The organism is Solibacillus sp. NPDC093137, from assembly GCF_050280445.1.
In the GTDB taxonomy this organism is placed as follows: Bacteria; Bacillota; Bacilli; order Bacillales_A; family Planococcaceae; genus Solibacillus; species Solibacillus isronensis_B.
Window position 1 is genome coordinate 1,113,340 of the sequence record NZ_JBNNVH010000001.1, and the last position, 17,649, is coordinate 1,130,988.

Below are 17,649 nucleotides of genomic sequence, written 5' to 3' on the forward strand. Positions count from 1 at the left end.
AGACAAAGCCAATCGAAATTGACTTTGTCTTTCATGTTATAGAATGGAATTATTGTTGTGCAGCTTTAGCACGTAATACCATTTGTAGGATACCACCGTGACGGTAGTAGTCTACTTCTACTTCAGAGTCGAAACGAGCTAACGCTTTGAACTCAGTTACTTTTCCTTCTGGAGAAGTTGCAGTAACAGTTAGGATATCACGTGGTTTAACATCATCAGTTAAGTTAACGTCGATTGTTTCGTCACCTTTTAATCCTAAAGTTTCAGCTGAATCGCCAGCCATGAATTGTAATGGTAATACGCCCATCATTACTAAGTTAGAACGGTGAATACGCTCGTAAGATTGTGCGATTACAGTTTTAACGCCTAGTAAGAATGTACCTTTAGCAGCCCAGTCACGAGATGAACCCATACCGTAGTCGTTACCAGCTAATACTACTAAGCCAGTACCTGCTTCTTTGTACTTCATGCAAGCATCATAAATGTACTCAACTTCGCCTGTTGGCCAGTAAGTAGTGAAACCACCTTCTGTACCTGGAGCGATTTGGTTACGGATACGGATGTTAGCGAATGTACCGCGCATCATTACTTCGTGGTTACCACGACGAGAACCGTAAGAGTTGAAGTCACGGATTGCAACACCGTTTTCGATTAAGTACTTACCAGCTGGTGTATCTTTACCGATTGCACCTGCAGGAGAGATGTGGTCAGTAGTGATAGAGTCACCGAACTTAGCCATTACACGCATTCCAGCTAATGTTTGGATAGCACCTGGCTCTTTAGAAAGACCAGTGAAGAATGGTGGGTTTTGGATGTAAGTTGATTTATCATCGAAAGTATATAAGTTTTCAGTTGAAGTTTCGATTGCATTCCAAGCTTCGTTAGCAGTGAATACTGTTTCGTATTCTTTTTGGAATAATTCACGAGTAACAACTTTATTTAATACTTCGTTAACTTCTTCAGTTGATGGCCAGATATCAGCGAAGAATACTTCTTTGCCTTCTGGAGTTACAGCGATTGCGTCTTTTTGTAGATCGATATCTACAGTACCAGCTAAAGCGTAAGCAACAACTAATGGTGGTGAAGCTAAGAAGTTAGCTTTTACTAATGGGTGTACACGGCCTTCGAAGTTACGGTTACCTGATAATACAGAAGTTACGAATAAATCGTTTGATTTGATTGCTTCTTCTAATTCTGGTAATAACGGACCTGAGTTACCGATACATGTTGTACAACCGTAACCTACAGTGTTGAAACCGATTTGGTCGAAGTAGTCTTGTAAACCAGACTCTTCTAGGTAACCAGTGACTACTTTAGAACCTGGAGCTAATGAAGTTTTAACCCACTTAGCAGGTTTAATACCTAACTCAACAGCTTTTTTAGCAACTAAACCAGCAGCTAATAATACGTATGGGTTAGATGTGTTTGTACAAGAAGTGATGGCAGCGATTGCTACAGCACCTGCAGGAATTTCTACGTCACCTTCTGCAAATTTAGCAGTAGATGTTTTAGAGAATTCTTCTTCAGTTAAACCGAAACCTTGAGTACCTTGTGGAGCTACTACTGATTCACGGTAAACACGTTTCATTTCAGTTAAAGGAATTAAATCTTGTGGACGCTTAGGACCAGAAAGGTTAGCTTCGATGTCCGCTAAGTTAATTTCTAAAACGTCAGTGTATACAGGCTCTAAGTCCGGGTTGAAGAACATGTCGTTAGCTTTTAAGTAAGCTTCAACAACAGCAATGTGCTCTTCGTCACGGCCAGTTAAGCGCATGTAGTTTAATGATTCTTCGTCAACTGCGAAGAAACCACAAGTAGCACCGTATTCTGGAGCCATGTTTGAGATTGTAGCACGGTCAGCTAGTGGTAAACCAGGTACGCCAGGTCCGAAGAACTCAACGAATTTGTTTACTACACCACGAGCACGTAATACTTGAGTTACTTTTAATGCTAAGTCAGTAGCTGTAGTACCGTTTGGTAATTCGCCTACTAATTTAACACCGATAACATCAGGAATTGGGAAGTAAGATGGTTGACCTAACATACCAGCTTCAGCTTCAATACCACCAACACCCCAACCTAGAACACCGATACCGTTGATCATAGTTGTGTGAGAGTCAGTACCTACTACTGAGTCAGGGAATGCTACTAAACCTTCTTCTGTTTCGTTAACGTGAACGATTGGAGCTAAATACTCTAAGTTAACTTGGTGTACGATACCAGTTGCTGGTGGTACAGCGCGGAAGTTATCATAAGCAGTTTGAGCCCATTTTAAGAAGTTATAACGTTCAGCGTTACGCTCGAACTCTAAATCCATGTTCGCTTGTAATGCTGCTGCGTTACCGTATTTGTCTACTTGTACTGAGTGGTCAATTACAAGGTCAACCGGAATTGCAGGGTTGATTTTAGCTGGGTCTCCACCCATTTCTTTCATTGCTGAACGTAATGAAGCTAAGTCAACTACTACTGGAACACCAGTGAAGTCTTGTAATACTACACGAGAAGGTTTGAATGGTACTTCAGCATCTGCATTGTGATTACCGAAGTTAGCTAATTCATTAACGTGCTCGTCTTTAATTACATAGTTATCGTATTGACGTAATACTGATTCTAATAATACTTTAATTGAATAAGGTAGGCGTGATACTTTTGCGATACCAGCTTCTTCAATTGCAGCTAAACGGAAATAGTTATAAGTTTTACCGTTAACTTCAAAAGTCGAACGACTGTTGTGTAAGTTTGCCATGTTGTGTTCCCCCTAGTTTTTCTTAATTGAAAAGGTTGTAATGCTCTTTTCTCCACAGTCAATAATAGCGCACATTCAAACATAAGTAAATTGCATTATTATTATCTTTTGCGATAAGTTAAAATTATGACCTATCGGAAATGCCCTTTTCTTCTGCAATACCTTCAGAAATCCTACTTTGTCAGAAAGTTCTTCTCACAGAGTATTCCTCAACAATTTCAGAATGTATTTTAAATGGCATATTTTTTAGTACATATGTGTATAAATTTGAATAAATTTAAATTTATTATTGTACTAAAATAATGTTATTAGTTTAATTTGAGCCAGCGCTGAATGAACGTGGACACAATACTGCGCAATTTTTCATTCCGATTGGCAAATTTCAAATAAAAGTAGAGCGTTTTTGCCATGTTCAGCTGGTTTGTTCTAGCTTTAAACCAAAGTGCATCATAGCCGCGCTCATAGGCGACCATTTCCAGCTGGTCAAACAGCTGTTCAAACCATTCTATGAACAGTTCTTCGTCGATGTTTTTGGCTAACAATGCCTGAATGATATTGCAGAAACGTTCTTCTTCGTCATCGACAAATACATAGCCCTTCCAAATATTTGCGCGGATTGCCTGCAATATTTGAGCCGTAAAGCGAATCGGATAAAGCGGATGCGCAATAATGGCGTTAATTAACTCTGTTGTATTTGTAACGCTATGCGCCCAGCCCGACTTCGGATCGACGAAGCTTCGCAAATCCTGCTCCTTCGTTAATAGCGCCACCGCATTTTGTGCAAGGAGCTCCAACTGCTCATTCGATAAAATGGCAAGCTGTCGATCCGCATTCACGATTGCCGCTAAATAAAGAGCCGCATAGGAACGCTGAAAAACAGAAGTTGTCCCCTTTTCGCCAATTTTATAAAGTAAACCGTCTGTTGAAGAAAGTTTGCTCACAAAATCGGCAATAACTGTCTCACCAAGTGCATTTTCCGACAACAGCAAAATGAACAGGCGGTAATTCAGCTGGTCACGGATTGCTGCTTCTTCATGACCGATTGTCTCCAGTATCTCATTCAGTATCGACGGGTGCTCCTGAATAGATTGTTTTCGCTCTTCCGTCGTCATTTCAAAAAACTTTTCATAATCTTCCACTAACAAAAAGACGCCTCCTAACCAAATGCATAACAATATTGTAAGAGACGTATGATCATTTGACTAGGTAAAAGCTCTTCTAATAGACGCACACCTTCTGAATATACCCGTTTTTATAAAACAAATGCATCTTCTGCTTCAAATAATTCATTTACTTCAATAACACGATCCGAGAAGCGCTCGACAACATTCAGATCGACGGTATTGAATAAATTTGTTAAAACTATGGAAGTACATTCAAATTGCTTCAGCTTTTTTGTATGTGCAAATTCCTCTATAAAACGTGATGGCAAAAAGCTGGACCCGTCTGTTACGAACAGCAAATCCGCTTTTTTAAATTCGCTTTTCTTTAATAGCTTCAATGCTTCACGTAATGGCAGCTCATAATTTGTACCGCCACCGATGAAGCTGTCACTGAACTGAATGAGATCCTGCGTCTTTGCCTGACCTTTTCGGAAAAATTTAATTTCCCCCACATTTGTTGCAAAAGGTATAATCGCAAAATCTCTTTTCTGTTTTTTAGCGATGTTCAGCAAGGCAATACAAAACGCCTTACTTTGGGCTTTAATTGATGTCATGGAACTGCTTTCATCCATGCATACAATAATCGGTCCTTTTCCTTGACGATCTTTCCCCTTCTTATTAAAAACGAGTGTTTGCTGCTCGCTTAACCGCTTTAAAAAATCGAGCTTGCTATATCCTAACATATAGTTGCCCAATTCAGCCGGCAACAATCGGGATAGCTCATGCCCAAAAGTCACCGATTGATGCTGAATCGTCTCGTCTTGTTTAGACTTCTGCTTTCTTGTCGCAATTTTTTTAAAACGGCCGACTAATTCGGCAATTTTATGCAATTCCTTTCGCTCGCTAATCATTCTCGCTAGTTTAAACTGATCGCTTAAAGGAACTTGATCCATTTTTTTGCCGTCCATCGTCCCAACTTTCATGACTGCTGTTTTTGTATGATGAATATTCTTTTTGTTTTGCTGCAGCATCATGCCGATAGACGTTTTCGATAACTGCTTTAAATATTCCCTTTTTTCCGGTAAATCGTTTGTCATATTCGGGCTTTGTCGCTGATTTTGAAAGGCTTCCAGTTGCTCGATCTGAAATGGGTTTTTCTGTTCCTCATAATATTGAAAGCTTTTAAGAAGCTGTTCTGCAATGCTGACGGAAGTAAGGACACTTAACAGCTCGTCACCTTTTGTCAGCTCATGCCATTGGATGTACTCTTCATTTTTCAGCAGCTCTTTCATAAAATCATATTGCATTTTGTCCAGTTGCTTTGCATTTTTATTTAGTACAGGTGCTTTATAATAGAAAGCATGCCAGCAATCCCCGATGATATTCGTAAAGCCGGGAACAATTTTTTCCCCTGCAATGCAGCTGTCATTCAACAAAGTGGCCATTTTCAACAATTCGTTAAACCGTGTCTTTTGCTCGGCGCTCCCCTCAAAAACAGTTCGGCTGTAGATTACATGTATGTTCTCACTCAAAGAGCATCCCACCTTCTGTATTCTTTAAAACCCGATAACATCTGAAGTTATTCGAAGTAATTGTTTATGCATTTCCGTTTTGAGACTGTTTAATTCCGGACGACTCGGGATTTGACGGCTCATATTTTGTACTTCCATAAATAATGTTTTCCCTTGCAGGAGCAGTTGACTCAGCTCCGATTTGGCAAACGGGGATTTTTGAAGCATCGCATTTCTCGCAGTTAAAATAATCATCTCAAACTCTGTCGATGTCCTGTGAATAAACGCTTCGACCGTATCAAAGGCCACTTCTTTAATGGTTTGTTCTGTTAATGATTTTTGTTCAACCGTTTCCCATAAAATATTCGTCAAAATCGGCAAGTCTTCCCGGATCACTTCTGTCCGCCCGTCTAAATACGCTTTTGCTTTTAAAACTGACAGTGACTGTTTAAAACGTCGATCGGACGGACGAATGCCTTCATCTTGAAGCGCCTGTCTAATTTTAGCAAGTACTTTAAAAATCGTATCTGAAATCGCAACCTGTTTCGTCTTTTGCTGATGTTCATAAAGCTCGTCCAATGTTATTTTCGTTACTTCCTTTTCGCTATCGTCCTTTAACATTGCAATAAAGGCTTCTTCTTCGCGAATATAATTAACTTCATAGCGCAGCAAAAAACGGTCGAATAATGCCTCCAGCCCTTCCCCTTCTTCGATATATTCATTGGATGAACCGACCATCGTCAAAAGTGGAGAAGCAATCGGAACCCCGTTGTTATAATAAATTCGTTCATTGATTAGTGTCAGCAGTGAATTCAAAATCGCGGAGTTTGCTTTAAAGATTTCATCAATAAACGCAAAATGGGCTTCCGGCAGCATATTAGTCACATTCCGTTTATAAATTCCCTGCTCCAAATCTTTTAAAGAAAGCACACCAAACAATTCTTCAGGTGTACTGAAAGGCGTCAATAAATGCTGGAAACAATGACTCCCTTCAACAATTGAACCAAGCATGGACGATAACACACTTTTCCCCGTCCCCGCTGGACCGATAAATAAAAGGTGCTGCCGTGATAATAGGGCAATTATTAAGGCTTCAATTTCTTCTTCCCGATCATAAAAACATTCATTCAGTTGCTGACGGATCGTTTGCAGCTGTTCACACATTGATTGACCACCTTTCCCTTTTTACGTAAATCCGTTTACCCGCACATTTATGTAATCCTCTCCTAATAACGTTACACTTCCTGTACGTTTTTTAAACCTTTTGCCTGTCATATTTCTTCCTTTAAAGAACTAGGAATATTTCAGGTGACTTTGCACTATTTTAGTAAGAGCAAAGGTAATATTATTTTCATGTTTTTACACAATTTTAATTGCAAATGATTAATTTTGTTATTTTACGTGAACATATTACATATAGCATGTTTGGTAGGAGGAATCGTATGGCGGCAGTAAGAGTGTCATCTTCAATTTTTTCACGCATTAAAACTATTCAAAAAGCAGTGCAACGAACAACGAGCCATGATGAAATTATCGTTGCATCCGGGACATATAAAGAAACTTTAACTTTTGAGGAAAACAGAACGGTTGCAGCGCAAAAGGATGCAACTGTCTGCTTAAAAGGATCTATCGTGATCGCTGAATCTGCGACAGTCACATTTGAAAACATGACGATTCAACCTACAACGCAAATTTATGTCGAAGGTAAAATTATATTAAAAAACTGTGTAATTCAAGGTGGACGTACGAATGTGCTTTTAGCAATGAACGGCGGAACATTACATTGTGAAAATACAACATTCAAGGATGCATCGGATGCGGCAGTGACATTGATTTACAATAGTGCAGCCCAGTTTGAACATTGTCACTTTGAAAACAATAAAAAAGTTCATATATTAGCGGAAAATTCAATGCTTCATTTAACGGATTGTACCCTTTCAAAAGCGAATCAGGCACTTTGGGTTAAATCTCATGGAAGGGCATATTTAACTCGTGTGAAAGTCCAGCATCATTCCGGTACACAGCTCATTATCCAGGACCATGCCCTATTGGAAATGGATGCCTGCGAAGTTCTGCATGGCGAAGGTAATGGTATATATGCATCAGACCATTCAAACATTCATTTAACGAAAACAGCAATCCAACACCACCACCTTCCCCAAATCTGGATGCAAAGAAGTTCCCTAAACGTGACAGATTGCCAAATACAATACGGCAATGAATCCGGTATTATTTTACGGGACTATTCTGAAGCAATGATCGAGAATACATTGATTGCTTTTCATAAAATCGCAAATGTCCAGCTGTTGCTCGAGTCTTTCCTAAATATGACGAACTGTGAAGTATACAGCTGCCAAGGCGTCGGGATTCATATAAAGGAAAAATCGGTCGCAAACTTCAATAGTACGGTGTTTGCCTATAATGTGCTGCCGCAGCTTTTCATTACTGATAACTCCATTTGTACAATAAAAGATGCGACAATTCAGGAAGGAAAACAGATTGGAGTTTATACAGAAAAAGGTGCTTCATGTTCGATTGTTTCCAGTACGATTACAGGTCATAAAAATGCGGCGCTAACGGTAATGGAAGCGGAATTATTCCTGTTAAATACGACGGTACACCATAATAAAGGCAATGGTATTTTAGCAGTCAACCATGCGAAAACTTCTGTGGACAATTGCCATTTCAATCACAATGACCTAGCACATATAGCCGGGAAAAATAACAGTACGGTAACGATTTACCAAAGCGAATTAATCGGCGGCAAAAGTATCTTTGTCATGGATGCATGTGAACTTGAAGTAACCGAATCGGTTGTGAAAGATGGCACGGGAATTCAAATTGAAATGGTCGGCAATACGAATGCCACAATTCAGCATTCCCAAATTAGCGGCGGCGAAACGAACGGGATTGTGGCGATGAAAGATGCATCGGTTCATATTATCGGAAGCCAAATTTCTTGTCATAAAATGCCGCAAATCATCATCAATGACAGTTCTCTTGTGTTAAAAGACAGCGAGTTGATGGAAGGTGAACGGAACGGTTTAATAATTGAAAACCATGCAGAGGCGTTGATTCAGGATACGTTCATTTCCAATCATATGTATTCCCAGTTATGGATTGACTCCGAATCTTCTGTTGAGCTGAACACAACACAGATTATTGAAGGCCATGAATCCGATATATTTGTACAAAACAAATCGGTTCTCCATGCTTCGAAATGCATTATTCAAAATGCGAAGTTTGATTTCAACATCCAGGCGGTCAACTATTCGAAAATTTATCTGTCCGAAACAATGGTCGACAACTCGTTCGGTTCAAAGTTTTACAGTGAAAATAACAGCGAAATTTCATCGAATCTTGATGAAATCAGCTAATGACATTACTACCTGCGACTTTTTCTGTTGCAGGTAGGTTTTTTAGTATTGGTGAAACAAAAAATAAAAAACAATCTACCCACATCTGGATAGATTGTTGTATTTAAATTATTTATTTCACAATCCCACTGACAAATTCAGTAGACGGATAATACATGTTTTTAACTATGACGTTTGCCCCTAAACATTTCACCGCAGGACAATGACAATTGATCGATTTGGAAATATTTGAATCTAGCCATCTTTTATAGATTTGAGTTAATGATTCATTTTTAATATTACCGAACGCTTGACCGTCATCCGAGAAATCGGTAACCGAAATATCACCTGAGAATATATTCAGGTTCATTCTTGAACGACCGTCAACATCATTTCTCATTGTTGTATTCGATGCATTATTGATTCGGTTGATTAATGCGATATCGCGCTCATCACGGCTGCACGGATAGAACGGCAATGTTCCGAATAAAACCCAAATATCTTTATTTCTGTAATCCAGGATTTCATTGATAACTGTTCTGTATTCATCCAAACCGATCGTTTCTAAGCTTTCAGCAAAATCACTTGCATACATCGGGTGAATCTCATGTCGTTTACATAGCATTTCATTGGCTACTTCATGGAGGATTTTCTCCATAAACGGCACTGTGTTGCGGTTTAACATTGTTTCTGCGGAAACGAACATGCCGCCTTTTGATAGTTCTCTTGCATTGTCAAAAATATTGCGATATAAGTTCCCTCTATATTCAACTGACGGCGTTTTTTCCATCATCGCGAATCCTGTTTCAACAAATTCCTTTTCATCACACCAGTTGTGCGAAATATGCATGACATCCAAATAAGGTGCAACCAGCTCATAATGAGACATCGGTAATGTAAGGTTGGAGTTGATTTGTGTCTTAATCCCCCTGCTCTTCGCATATTTTAATAGCGGTAACAGGTTATCCTTAATTCCCTTTTTAGTTAATAGTGGTTCTCCACCTGTAAAACTCATTGTTCGTAACGTTTCAACCTCTTCCAGTTTACCAATAATTTCATCTGCCGGGATGGCCGGTAATTCTTTTGTCAATAACGTATATCCTACTGCACAATGAGAGCATCTCATATTACATAAGTTTGTTGTCGTAAACTCTATATTAGATAAAGTTAGCTTACCATGTTGGTCGATATCAATATATGGTTCCCATTCATCATGAGGTTTAAAAATTGTATTCATTTAAATACTTCCTTTCTGCGAGTACAATTTTCTCATAAAAACTTTACATTGGAAAGGCTATTGTTTACAAGGAATTCGCAGCACTCCCTTAAAAAGCAAATGGCCGCACGAGTTAAAAATCCCGCGCAGCCATTTTTTTAAAATTCGATTTTTTCAGGTAATTCCGGAATATCCGAGATAATATCTTCTTCGGTTAACCGCAGCTCAAACAGTTGGTATTTTTCCTTCAAATTGAGCGGTTCCAATATTTCATCCGGTTCTGTTGCAATTGGTGTTTCATACGTAAAATCAACCGTAACAAGATGATTAATCGTCTGTTGAATTTGCATTTTTTCCTGCTCTTTAATCGGCAGTACTCTTTCCAATAAAAGAGGCTCTAGTGCATCTTTTATAAAGCTTTGTGCTTCGGCAATGCAATTGAATTCGGCCAGTTTATTTACAGAGGCTGTCATGTTGGCCCGTTCACGAATACGTTTCGATTTCAATTCGTTTAACTGATTGTGTATTGATAATAGTTGGTTTTCCACCAGCTCGTTCAGACGATTTTGTACTGAATCCAGTTTTTCCAGTACAAATTGTTCGTATTTTTTAATGAGCACCAGTTTTTGTTCACAATTTTTTTGGACTTTATTTAACGTTTGAATTTGCTCGGACAAAAACGGTGTAAGTTCACTCTCTTCTAACGGGAATTTGAGCGACATCCCCGTTTGTTTTTTGAACTGTTTTTCAAGTTGTCCATATTCCATTGAGTATTCTACATGCAATTTTCGGTAATCACGCACATTTTTTTGATAAAGTACCGCCATTTCCTCATACATATCGATGATTGGATCGCGTAAATAGGAATGACCCTCCAGTGTCTGTAAAAGCTGAAAAAGAGTTTGTACTTCTTTGAACACTTTACTAACGGATTCATATTGTTTGTCAAGAGAGTCGATGAGCGCTTTATCCTTTTGTAATTGAGCTGCATCACTATGAAAATCACGTTGATGCTGTATGACATATTCAAATGCCGATACATACGGTTCTCTTGCAGGAATTGTATTAATTTCTACACGGAGACGTTCCAGCCATTGTATAAACCGCTCTGTTATATGTCGCGTCTTTTTTTGCTTGTTATCAATTAACTGGAACATCAGTTGTGACAGCTGTGTAATGCGTGAATCAATAAGCAGCTGTGTACTGTTCGTATTACGTGCTTCCTGGGCCTGTAAAGCCGATACTGGTACATCCTCTCCTATAAAATAGCCGTAACGTTCTTTCTCCATATCAAGAAAGGTTTCCACTTCCCCATCTACCTGGTCAATCCCGTTTAAGACTAAATGAGCAGTAATTCCCATTTTGTTCAGCTTTTCGATAAAATTCAATTCTGCTTCCGTAGCAGGTGAACCCGCTTGCAATACCCAGAAAACTTCATTACAGCGCTGTAATAGAGCTGGTGAAAAGTATGCTGTATTATTTGCGCCTGCTTCCAGCGCAACCGAGTCAACAATTGTCACTTTCTTTAACAGCTCGCAAGTTATATACACTTCCAAATAATCCAGGTGCTTACGAATTATTTGTGCACTTTCCGTATTTGAAATGGTGAATAGTGAAAGGTTGGCAATATCAAATGTCACTACCATTCCATTTAAAAATACAGCTTTTATATATTCCTCATTACCGTATTTTAAAAATGTATTGGTCCTCGTCGATTCTGAGGGGCGGTCTTCCAGCAGATTTCTGCCGATTAAACTGTTGATTACTGTCGTTTTCCCAACCCGCTCTTTTCCTAGAAAGAGCACGATTGGCTGACTGTCAGCATCATCTATAATCTGTTTTAAACGGGATGTCGTATCTTTTACATAACTATTTCGAGACAGAATACTATGCAAAGGTTTTAACCGTTCAATTAATTGTTCCAACGGATTATGTTCATCAAAGTTGTTTAGCTGTTCGCTGAATCGCTCAGTCATACGGGTCACTCCTTTACAAACAATTGTTATTCTATTATAAACGCAGTGATTTCCATGTGGAGAAGTAATTACGAAAATCGAAATAATTGGTTCCTCATACTTAATCAATACAACGCTGACTAGGTATTAACACACGGAAAGTTTATAGAGGGAATTAAATTTCATCATAATGTTGCTATTGCCGGGCATGATTTGCGTGCTATTATAGTAGAAGAATATTTAAAAGGAGCTACACAATATATGTACAATATCCGTGAGCAATGGTTTGGGAATGTACGCTCAGATGTGCTGGCAGGACTTGTTGTCGCACTGGCCCTCATCCCTGAAGCAATTGCTTTTTCTATTTTAGCCGGTGTAGATCCGATGGTCGGACTCTATGCCTCATTTGTAATCGCTGTAACAATCAGCTTTGTCGGTGGTCGTCCTGCGATGATTTCCGCTGCAACAGGAGCGATGGCCCTCGTTATCGTCTCGCTTGTAAAAGACCATGGGTTGCAGTATTTACTCGCTGCAACGATTTTAACTGGAATTATCCAAATCATTTTCGGAATGCTGAAAATAGCACGCCTGATGAAGTTTATTCCGAATGCAGTCATGATCGGTTTTGTTAACTCATTAGCGATTTTAGTATTCATGGCTCAAACACCGCACTTTATTGGTGGCGACTTCGTTACTTGGGCATTCCTGCTTGCGACAATTGCACTTATTTACGCAATCCCTTTTGTCATTAAAGGGATCCCTGCCCCTCTTATTGCTGTTGTAATTTTATCGGCAGTAGCCATTTATTCAGGCTTCAATTTAAATACAGTCGGAGATATGGGCACGATTACACAATCACTGCCATCATTTTTAATACCGGATATTCCGTTTAACTTAGAAACGTTGATGATCATTTTACCTTATTCATTGGCTTTGGCTGTTGTCGGATTGGTCGAATCATTACTGACAGCATCAATTTTGGATGATATGACGGCCTCTGAAAGTGATAAAAATAAAGAAGCGCGCGGACAAGGGATCGCCAATGTTATTAACGGTTTCTTCGGTGGTATGGCCGGCTGTGCGATGATCGGACAATCCGTCATTAACGTAAAATCCGGCGCACGTGGCCGACTCTCCACTTTTGTTGCTGGTGTATTTTTAATGTTTTTAATACTCGTTCTGGGCGATTATGTCGTTCAAATTCCAATGCCGGTACTTGCTGGTGTAATGGTTGTTGTATGTATTACCCAATTTGACTGGCAATCATTCAAATATGCTGTGACAGCACCGAAAAAAGATGTGTTTGTGATGCTTCTGACAATTGCGGTTGTCCTGTATACACATAACTTAGCGTTAGGTGTTGTCGCCGGTATTATTGTCAGTGCACTGTTTTTCGTCAACGAAATCTCACGTGTAAGTATTTCAAAGCAAGGGAAAACATACTTTGTCAAAGGGCAACTATTCTTCGCTTCAACAGAAGGATTTATCGACTATTTCAAAACGGTTCAAAATGAGCAGTCATCAATTGTCATCGATTTTTCACTATGTAAAGTGTGGGATGATTCGGCAATCGGTGCTTTAATGAAGGTGAAAGACCAGTTGAAAGCGAAAAATATAGAAGTAACCTACTTGAATATTGATGAGTCAAGTAAACAGCTATTGAAGAAGTTAACCGGTACGACATTAATCGATTAGGAGGTGGCTTATGTATCAACATATTTTACTGGCCGCTGATGGTTCGCAAAACTCGATACGTGCGGCAAAAGAAGCTTTAAAAATAGCCCAAATAAATGCTGAAACATTGGTGACAGTCATCTTTATCATTGATATGGAAAAAGCGAAAACGGATGTATTGCATTCAAGCTCCATCGAAAGTCTTTACATGGAACGTCGTCGAAAGCTCGTGCCGATCGAGGAACTGTTCAACGAGCATCAAGTCCATTATAAGGTGGAAATCATTCACGGCTCACCAGGACCTGAAATCATCAAATTTGCCAACACGCAAAATGTTGATTTAGTGGTGATTGGAAGCCGCGGCTTAAACAGCCTGCAGGAAATGGTGCTAGGCAGCGTATCACATAAAGTGATGAAGCGCGTCCAATGCCCTGCAATGCTTGTGAAGTAAGGGAAAACTAAACAGAGAAAAGACAAAACATTTTTAGAGCGACTAATATGTTTTGTCTTTTTTTTATGTATATCTGATATAATTGGGGTCAACATGTCAAATTCAGGATGAGGTGGGAACTGTGTTTTTCTTAAAGCCCAAACTAATTAAAAATGGTAAGAAATCTAATGCGGAATTGTTATTTAAAGATGTTTCACCAGATCAATGGGATCAGGAACATTTAACGAAAGCTAATTTAGATTTTTCAATAGACAGTGTTCGTCTCGTTAATGAGTATGCTGAACGGTTAATCCATACAGAATTTGGACAGCAGCTTTTGAAAGAGCATTCAGAAAATTTCATCACACGTATTGGTGCCTATTTAGGCGAAGTAATTAAAAACCACAAAGTCGGGCAATATCGCTGGTTTGATTTTAATTCGATTCAAGAAAATACCGAAAATCTAAATAATTATGTATTGAGCGTAGACGATGAATCTGTTCTTTATTCTAAAAAATTGGATCACGTATTGTGTCCCATTTATGAAGTGAAGCAATATTTTGATGGTAAATCCAACTATAAAAATTTTTTAGCATATGTAGAACAAGCGATAAAAAACTAGAATTACTGGGGAGGAACTATTTATGTCCAATGATGCTCTAATAATACTAGCCATAGTTTCAACTATGATATGGATTACTGTATCTAAAGAAGCTGCAAAGCCTACAAAAGCGGTGAACAAACGAAAGATGATCACTTTATTATCCGCAGGAACTTTATCGGCAATTCTATTAACTGTATCCCTTTTTCAACATTTATTGTTCTAATTTTATTTAACGTGAATGCGTAAATAAATTAGTAAAATCCATACAGAGGAGATAATTTTGAAAAAACTACTTTTATTACTCATTGTTCCTGTTATTATTTGGTTTGGTTGCAGCAATACTGTAGTTGCAGAGTTTGCTACTGTGAAGGAAATTAAGGAGAATTCGATTATCATTCAAAATTGGGGTGGAGAAACAAAAGAAATCGTTATTCCCAAAACTAATGATTATTCTTTTGAAGTAGAGAAAGAATATTTTTTTAATTACGAAGTCAAGAAAAGTAAAAAGGCTGTTTTAATATCTGCAGAACCGAATGTACCTTAAACTTCTGCTACAAATTGACTTAAACAAGTCGCCCATTGAAACAAAAAAATTAGAAAGAAGTTGGATATATGATTATTAAAGTCGGATTTGATTACGAAGATGATATGGAGTATATAAAGTGTCCTGCAAAAGTCGGCAGAAAAATTAATCAATTACAATGGGGATTTTGGGAATGGCTTTATGACCGGAATAATGAACATGGTTATTGGTTTGAAGAGGAAGAAGATGGCCATATAAATTACGGCGTATCTTATCGCACCGATGCATTTATTTATTGGCTGAACAATATAAAGTTTAAGAAAGGCAAGATTGTCGCGAGGTTAATAGAAACCCCTAAGACACAACCAAAAAAGGCCATTAGGTTTTAAATTTGTTGCGCTCAAATCGTGTTGGTTCAAAATATAATCCTAAGTTCTAACCAAATAATCCTCATTCCGAGCCAGATAATCCTCACCTGCTATTAAATAATCCTCAGTTCTTTTTTGTTAATCCTAACTTTTAAGTATATAATTCTCAAATCAATTATTTATAAAAGTTGGGGTCAGAAACTCCGCGTCCAGTGGGAGCCCGCCCCCTCTTTTACCTTTTGAAACAGTGGCAATTCGTTGTATGGTCATTCACCATGCCAACTGCCTGCATATAGGAATAGCAAATTGTGCTGCCGACAAATTTGAATCCGTCTTTTTTCAGTTGCTTGCTCATACGATCGCTTGTTTCTGTCGTAATAGGTACTTGTGCGGATGATTCCCATGAATTGATCACCGGCTTGCCGTCGACAAAAGACCAAATATAATTCGAAAAGGAGCCATATTGTCTTTGAATAGCCAAAAAGCTTTCTGCATTCGTGACAACACTTTTGATTTTCAGCCGGTTGCGGATAATGCGTTCGTCATTTCTTAATGCTTCAAGTTTTTCTTCTTCATATTGTACAATCTTTTCCGCGTCGAACTGATCAAATGCCGCCAAATACCCTTCTCTTCTTTTTAATATTGTCAGCCAGCTTAAGCCTGCCTGTGCCCCTTCAAGACAAAGCATTTCAAACAACTTCCGGTCGTCATAAACGGGCACGCCCCACTCATCGTCATGATATTTCACATATACAGGTTCATCCAGTTTGACCCAACTGCAACGTTCCATGTCCTCACCTCTTTTTAATCACTGTAATCCAACTCGTTTGCAATCGCAAACAATTTTTGTTACCCTTACCTTACGAACGTCAGGAAGGTGATATTGTGACTAAAGAGAAAATAATACAAGCCGCTCTGCTTAATTTCAGCGAACACGGATACAGTGGCGGATCACTGGCCCAGATTGCAGAAGAAGTGGGAATACGGAAACAATCGATCTATACGTATTTTAAAAGTAAAGATGCGCTCTATTTATCAATTTCGAAACAGGCAATGGAAGCTGAACTGTTATTTGCAAAAGAATTTATTGAAAAGCATCAACAACTTTCTGTCGAAAAAGTATTGCTGCCATTTCTGCAGTCTTTTCCACAACGCTTTGAATCCATTGCGGAAACTAAATTTTTCATGCGTTCGATTTTCTTAATGCCACAGCATTTGGAGCAGCTATTAAGTGAACAAACCTACATCTACTTAGACGAATTAGAAAGGCTGTTCACGGATTATTTAAAAGAAAAAAAATTGTCCGTTTCTGCAAATGAAGCAGCAATTGGGTTTTTGGCATTGCTTGATAGCCTTTATGTCGAAATGCTATATGGTGGCAGTGAACGTTGTGAAAAGCGTTTGCAGGCTGGATGGACAATATTTTACAGAGGAATAAGAGCTGAGGTGTAGACATCATGACAAAATACTGGATACTCGTCTTATTGGCAGGCATCATTGAAATTATTTGGGCAATGGGACTGAAATACGCAAATACAGTGTGGCTATGGGTCGGCGTTGCCGCATTGATCGTTGTATCATTTTATATTTTAATCATCGCAACAGAGAAACTGCCGGTCGCTACCGTTTACGCGGTGTTTACGGGAATTGGTACGGCCGGTACAGTCATAGCGGAAACGGTCATTTTCAACGAGCCCTTTAGCTTAACGAAAATAGGCTTTATCGGATTATTATTAATCGGTGTTATTGGGTTGAAACTCATTTCAAATGAACCGGAAGAAACGAGGGATGCATAATGGCTTGGGTTTATTTAATTTTTGCCGGACTTTTTGAAGTCGGTGGTGTCATCGGAATGAATAAAGTTGCCCAGAAAAAGTCACTCGGCTCCTATTCATTTCTAATCGGTTCCTTTATTTTCAGTTTCTCACTCCTTTCAATGGCAATGAAGGAATTGCCTATGGGAGTTGCTTATGCTGTATGGACAGGAATTGGTACAGTCGGCGGCACCCTTGTAGGGATGTTTATCTATAACGAATCCAAAGACTGGAAGAGAATTCTATTTATTTCGTTTATTATTATTGCGGTTGTCGGATTAAAAATTACGCAGTAGAATGGATTTAGTAGAAACAATGTGTACATTTCATGTATATTTTCATAGTTTGT

The 17,649-nt window shown here is 38.8% G+C and carries 17 protein-coding genes; 10 read left to right on the forward strand and 7 right to left on the reverse strand.

What is annotated here, in order from left to right:
• Positions 1–49: 49 nt before the first annotated feature.
• The 4 genes from acnA to ACQKN3_RS05685 all read right to left on the reverse strand — a co-directional run bounded on the left by acnA (position 50) and on the right by ACQKN3_RS05685 (position 6,524).
• Positions 50–2,746: an aconitate hydratase AcnA gene (acnA, locus tag ACQKN3_RS05670; RefSeq protein WP_251688076.1), complete on the reverse strand. Its 2,697-nt coding sequence runs from the start codon at positions 2,744–2,746 to the stop codon at positions 50–52.
• Positions 2,747–3,054: 308 nt separating this feature from the next.
• On the reverse strand, positions 3,055–3,885 hold the full coding sequence (locus ACQKN3_RS05675; protein ID WP_427711608.1) for a DUF2785 domain-containing protein: 831 nt from the start codon (positions 3,883–3,885) through the stop codon (positions 3,055–3,057).
• A gap of 113 nt (positions 3,886–3,998) precedes the next feature.
• A complete protein-coding gene (locus tag ACQKN3_RS05680; RefSeq protein WP_427710032.1) occupies positions 3,999–5,381 on the reverse strand; it encodes a vWA domain-containing protein in 1,383 nt (460 codons plus the stop codon).
• Positions 5,382–5,405: 24 nt separating this feature from the next.
• Positions 5,406–6,524 carry an AAA family ATPase gene (locus tag ACQKN3_RS05685; protein WP_427710034.1) on the reverse strand — a complete coding sequence of 373 codons (1,119 nt, stop codon included), beginning with the start codon at positions 6,522–6,524 and terminating at the stop codon, positions 5,406–5,408.
• Between the two features lie 278 nt (positions 6,525–6,802).
• On the opposite strand from ACQKN3_RS05685, the gene ACQKN3_RS05690 reads away from it, so the two are divergent.
• Entirely contained in the window at positions 6,803–8,737 is a 1,935-nt protein-coding gene (locus ACQKN3_RS05690) for a right-handed parallel beta-helix repeat-containing protein (protein WP_427710036.1), read from the forward strand.
• Between the two features lie 112 nt (positions 8,738–8,849).
• On the opposite strand, the gene yfkAB is transcribed toward ACQKN3_RS05690, so the two are convergent.
• Both yfkAB and ACQKN3_RS05700 read right to left on the reverse strand, forming a co-directional pair.
• Positions 8,850–9,953 carry a radical SAM/CxCxxxxC motif protein YfkAB gene (gene yfkAB, locus ACQKN3_RS05695; protein WP_427710038.1) on the reverse strand — a complete coding sequence of 368 codons (1,104 nt, stop codon included), beginning with the start codon at positions 9,951–9,953 and terminating at the stop codon, positions 8,850–8,852.
• 137 nt (positions 9,954–10,090) lie between these two features.
• Positions 10,091–11,908 (reverse strand): dynamin family protein, encoded by a 1,818-nt coding sequence (locus ACQKN3_RS05700; protein ID WP_427710040.1) that lies wholly within the window; start codon positions 11,906–11,908, stop codon positions 10,091–10,093.
• A gap of 240 nt (positions 11,909–12,148) precedes the next feature.
• On the opposite strand from ACQKN3_RS05700, the gene ACQKN3_RS05705 reads away from it, so the two are divergent.
• The 6 genes from ACQKN3_RS05705 to ACQKN3_RS05730 all read left to right on the forward strand — a co-directional run bounded on the left by ACQKN3_RS05705 (position 12,149) and on the right by ACQKN3_RS05730 (position 15,507).
• The gene (locus tag ACQKN3_RS05705; protein WP_427710042.1) at positions 12,149–13,582 is read left to right on the forward strand and encodes a SulP family inorganic anion transporter; all 1,434 of its coding nucleotides are present in this window, start codon (positions 12,149–12,151) and stop codon (positions 13,580–13,582) included.
• A 10-nt stretch (positions 13,583–13,592) separates the two neighbouring features.
• Positions 13,593–14,012: a universal stress protein gene (locus ACQKN3_RS05710; protein ID WP_427710044.1), complete on the forward strand. Its 420-nt coding sequence runs from the start codon at positions 13,593–13,595 to the stop codon at positions 14,010–14,012.
• 121 nt (positions 14,013–14,133) lie between these two features.
• The gene (locus ACQKN3_RS05715; RefSeq protein ID WP_427710046.1) at positions 14,134–14,613 is read left to right on the forward strand and encodes a hypothetical protein; all 480 of its coding nucleotides are present in this window, start codon (positions 14,134–14,136) and stop codon (positions 14,611–14,613) included.
• Between the two features lie 22 nt (positions 14,614–14,635).
• Positions 14,636–14,818: a hypothetical protein gene (locus ACQKN3_RS05720; protein ID WP_427710048.1), complete on the forward strand. Its 183-nt coding sequence runs from the start codon at positions 14,636–14,638 to the stop codon at positions 14,816–14,818.
• 57 nt (positions 14,819–14,875) lie between these two features.
• A complete protein-coding gene (locus tag ACQKN3_RS05725) occupies positions 14,876–15,139 on the forward strand; it encodes a glycosyl transferase (protein ID WP_427710050.1) in 264 nt (87 codons plus the stop codon).
• Between the two features lie 68 nt (positions 15,140–15,207).
• A complete protein-coding gene (locus ACQKN3_RS05730; protein WP_427710052.1) occupies positions 15,208–15,507 on the forward strand; it encodes a hypothetical protein in 300 nt (99 codons plus the stop codon).
• A 211-nt stretch (positions 15,508–15,718) separates the two neighbouring features.
• Here the strand turns inward: ACQKN3_RS05730 and ACQKN3_RS05735 are convergent, their stop codons facing one another.
• Complete coding sequence (locus ACQKN3_RS05735; protein WP_427710054.1) at positions 15,719–16,276, reverse strand: DNA-3-methyladenine glycosylase I; 558 nt, start codon at positions 16,274–16,276, stop codon at positions 15,719–15,721.
• A 95-nt stretch (positions 16,277–16,371) separates the two neighbouring features.
• Here ACQKN3_RS05735 and ACQKN3_RS05740 point away from each other — a divergent pair, with 95 nt between their 5' ends.
• From ACQKN3_RS05740 to ACQKN3_RS05750, 3 genes are read left to right on the forward strand one after another with little or no spacing between them, the layout of a single operon-like run.
• Positions 16,372–16,938, forward strand: a complete 567-nt coding sequence (locus ACQKN3_RS05740; protein ID WP_427710056.1) for a TetR/AcrR family transcriptional regulator — start codon at positions 16,372–16,374, stop codon at positions 16,936–16,938.
• A gap of 5 nt (positions 16,939–16,943) precedes the next feature.
• Entirely contained in the window at positions 16,944–17,282 is a 339-nt protein-coding gene (locus ACQKN3_RS05745) for a DMT family transporter (protein WP_427710058.1), read from the forward strand.
• Complete coding sequence (locus ACQKN3_RS05750; RefSeq protein WP_251688102.1) at positions 17,282–17,596, forward strand: DMT family transporter; 315 nt, start codon at positions 17,282–17,284, stop codon at positions 17,594–17,596. The genes ACQKN3_RS05745 and ACQKN3_RS05750 overlap by 1 nt, the downstream gene beginning before the upstream one ends.
• Positions 17,597–17,649 lie beyond the last annotated feature (53 nt).

Excerpts from the sequence above, each read along its gene's own strand:
- acnA (WP_251688076.1), bottom strand. The coding sequence starts at position 2,746 with ATGGCAAACTTACACAACAGTCGTTCGACTTTTGAAGTTAACGGTAAA.
- ACQKN3_RS05685 (WP_427710034.1), bottom strand. The coding sequence starts at position 6,524 with ATGTGTGAACAGCTGCAAACGATCCGTCAGCAACTGAATGAATGTTTT.
- ACQKN3_RS05690 (WP_427710036.1), top strand. The coding sequence starts at position 6,803 with ATGGCGGCAGTAAGAGTGTCATCTTCAATTTTTTCACGCATTAAAACT.
- yfkAB (WP_427710038.1), bottom strand. The coding sequence starts at position 9,953 with ATGAATACAATTTTTAAACCTCATGATGAATGGGAACCATATATTGAT.
- ACQKN3_RS05700 (WP_427710040.1), bottom strand. The coding sequence starts at position 11,908 with ATGACTGAGCGATTCAGCGAACAGCTAAACAACTTTGATGAACATAAT.
- ACQKN3_RS05705 (WP_427710042.1), top strand. The coding sequence starts at position 12,149 with ATGTACAATATCCGTGAGCAATGGTTTGGGAATGTACGCTCAGATGTG.
- ACQKN3_RS05710 (WP_427710044.1), top strand. The coding sequence starts at position 13,593 with ATGTATCAACATATTTTACTGGCCGCTGATGGTTCGCAAAACTCGATA.
- ACQKN3_RS05720 (WP_427710048.1), top strand. The coding sequence starts at position 14,636 with ATGTCCAATGATGCTCTAATAATACTAGCCATAGTTTCAACTATGATA.
- ACQKN3_RS05730 (WP_427710052.1), top strand. The coding sequence starts at position 15,208 with ATGATTATTAAAGTCGGATTTGATTACGAAGATGATATGGAGTATATA.
- ACQKN3_RS05735 (WP_427710054.1), bottom strand. The coding sequence starts at position 16,276 with ATGGAACGTTGCAGTTGGGTCAAACTGGATGAACCTGTATATGTGAAA.
- ACQKN3_RS05745 (WP_427710058.1), top strand. The coding sequence starts at position 16,944 with ATGACAAAATACTGGATACTCGTCTTATTGGCAGGCATCATTGAAATT.
- ACQKN3_RS05750 (WP_251688102.1), top strand. The coding sequence starts at position 17,282 with ATGGCTTGGGTTTATTTAATTTTTGCCGGACTTTTTGAAGTCGGTGGT.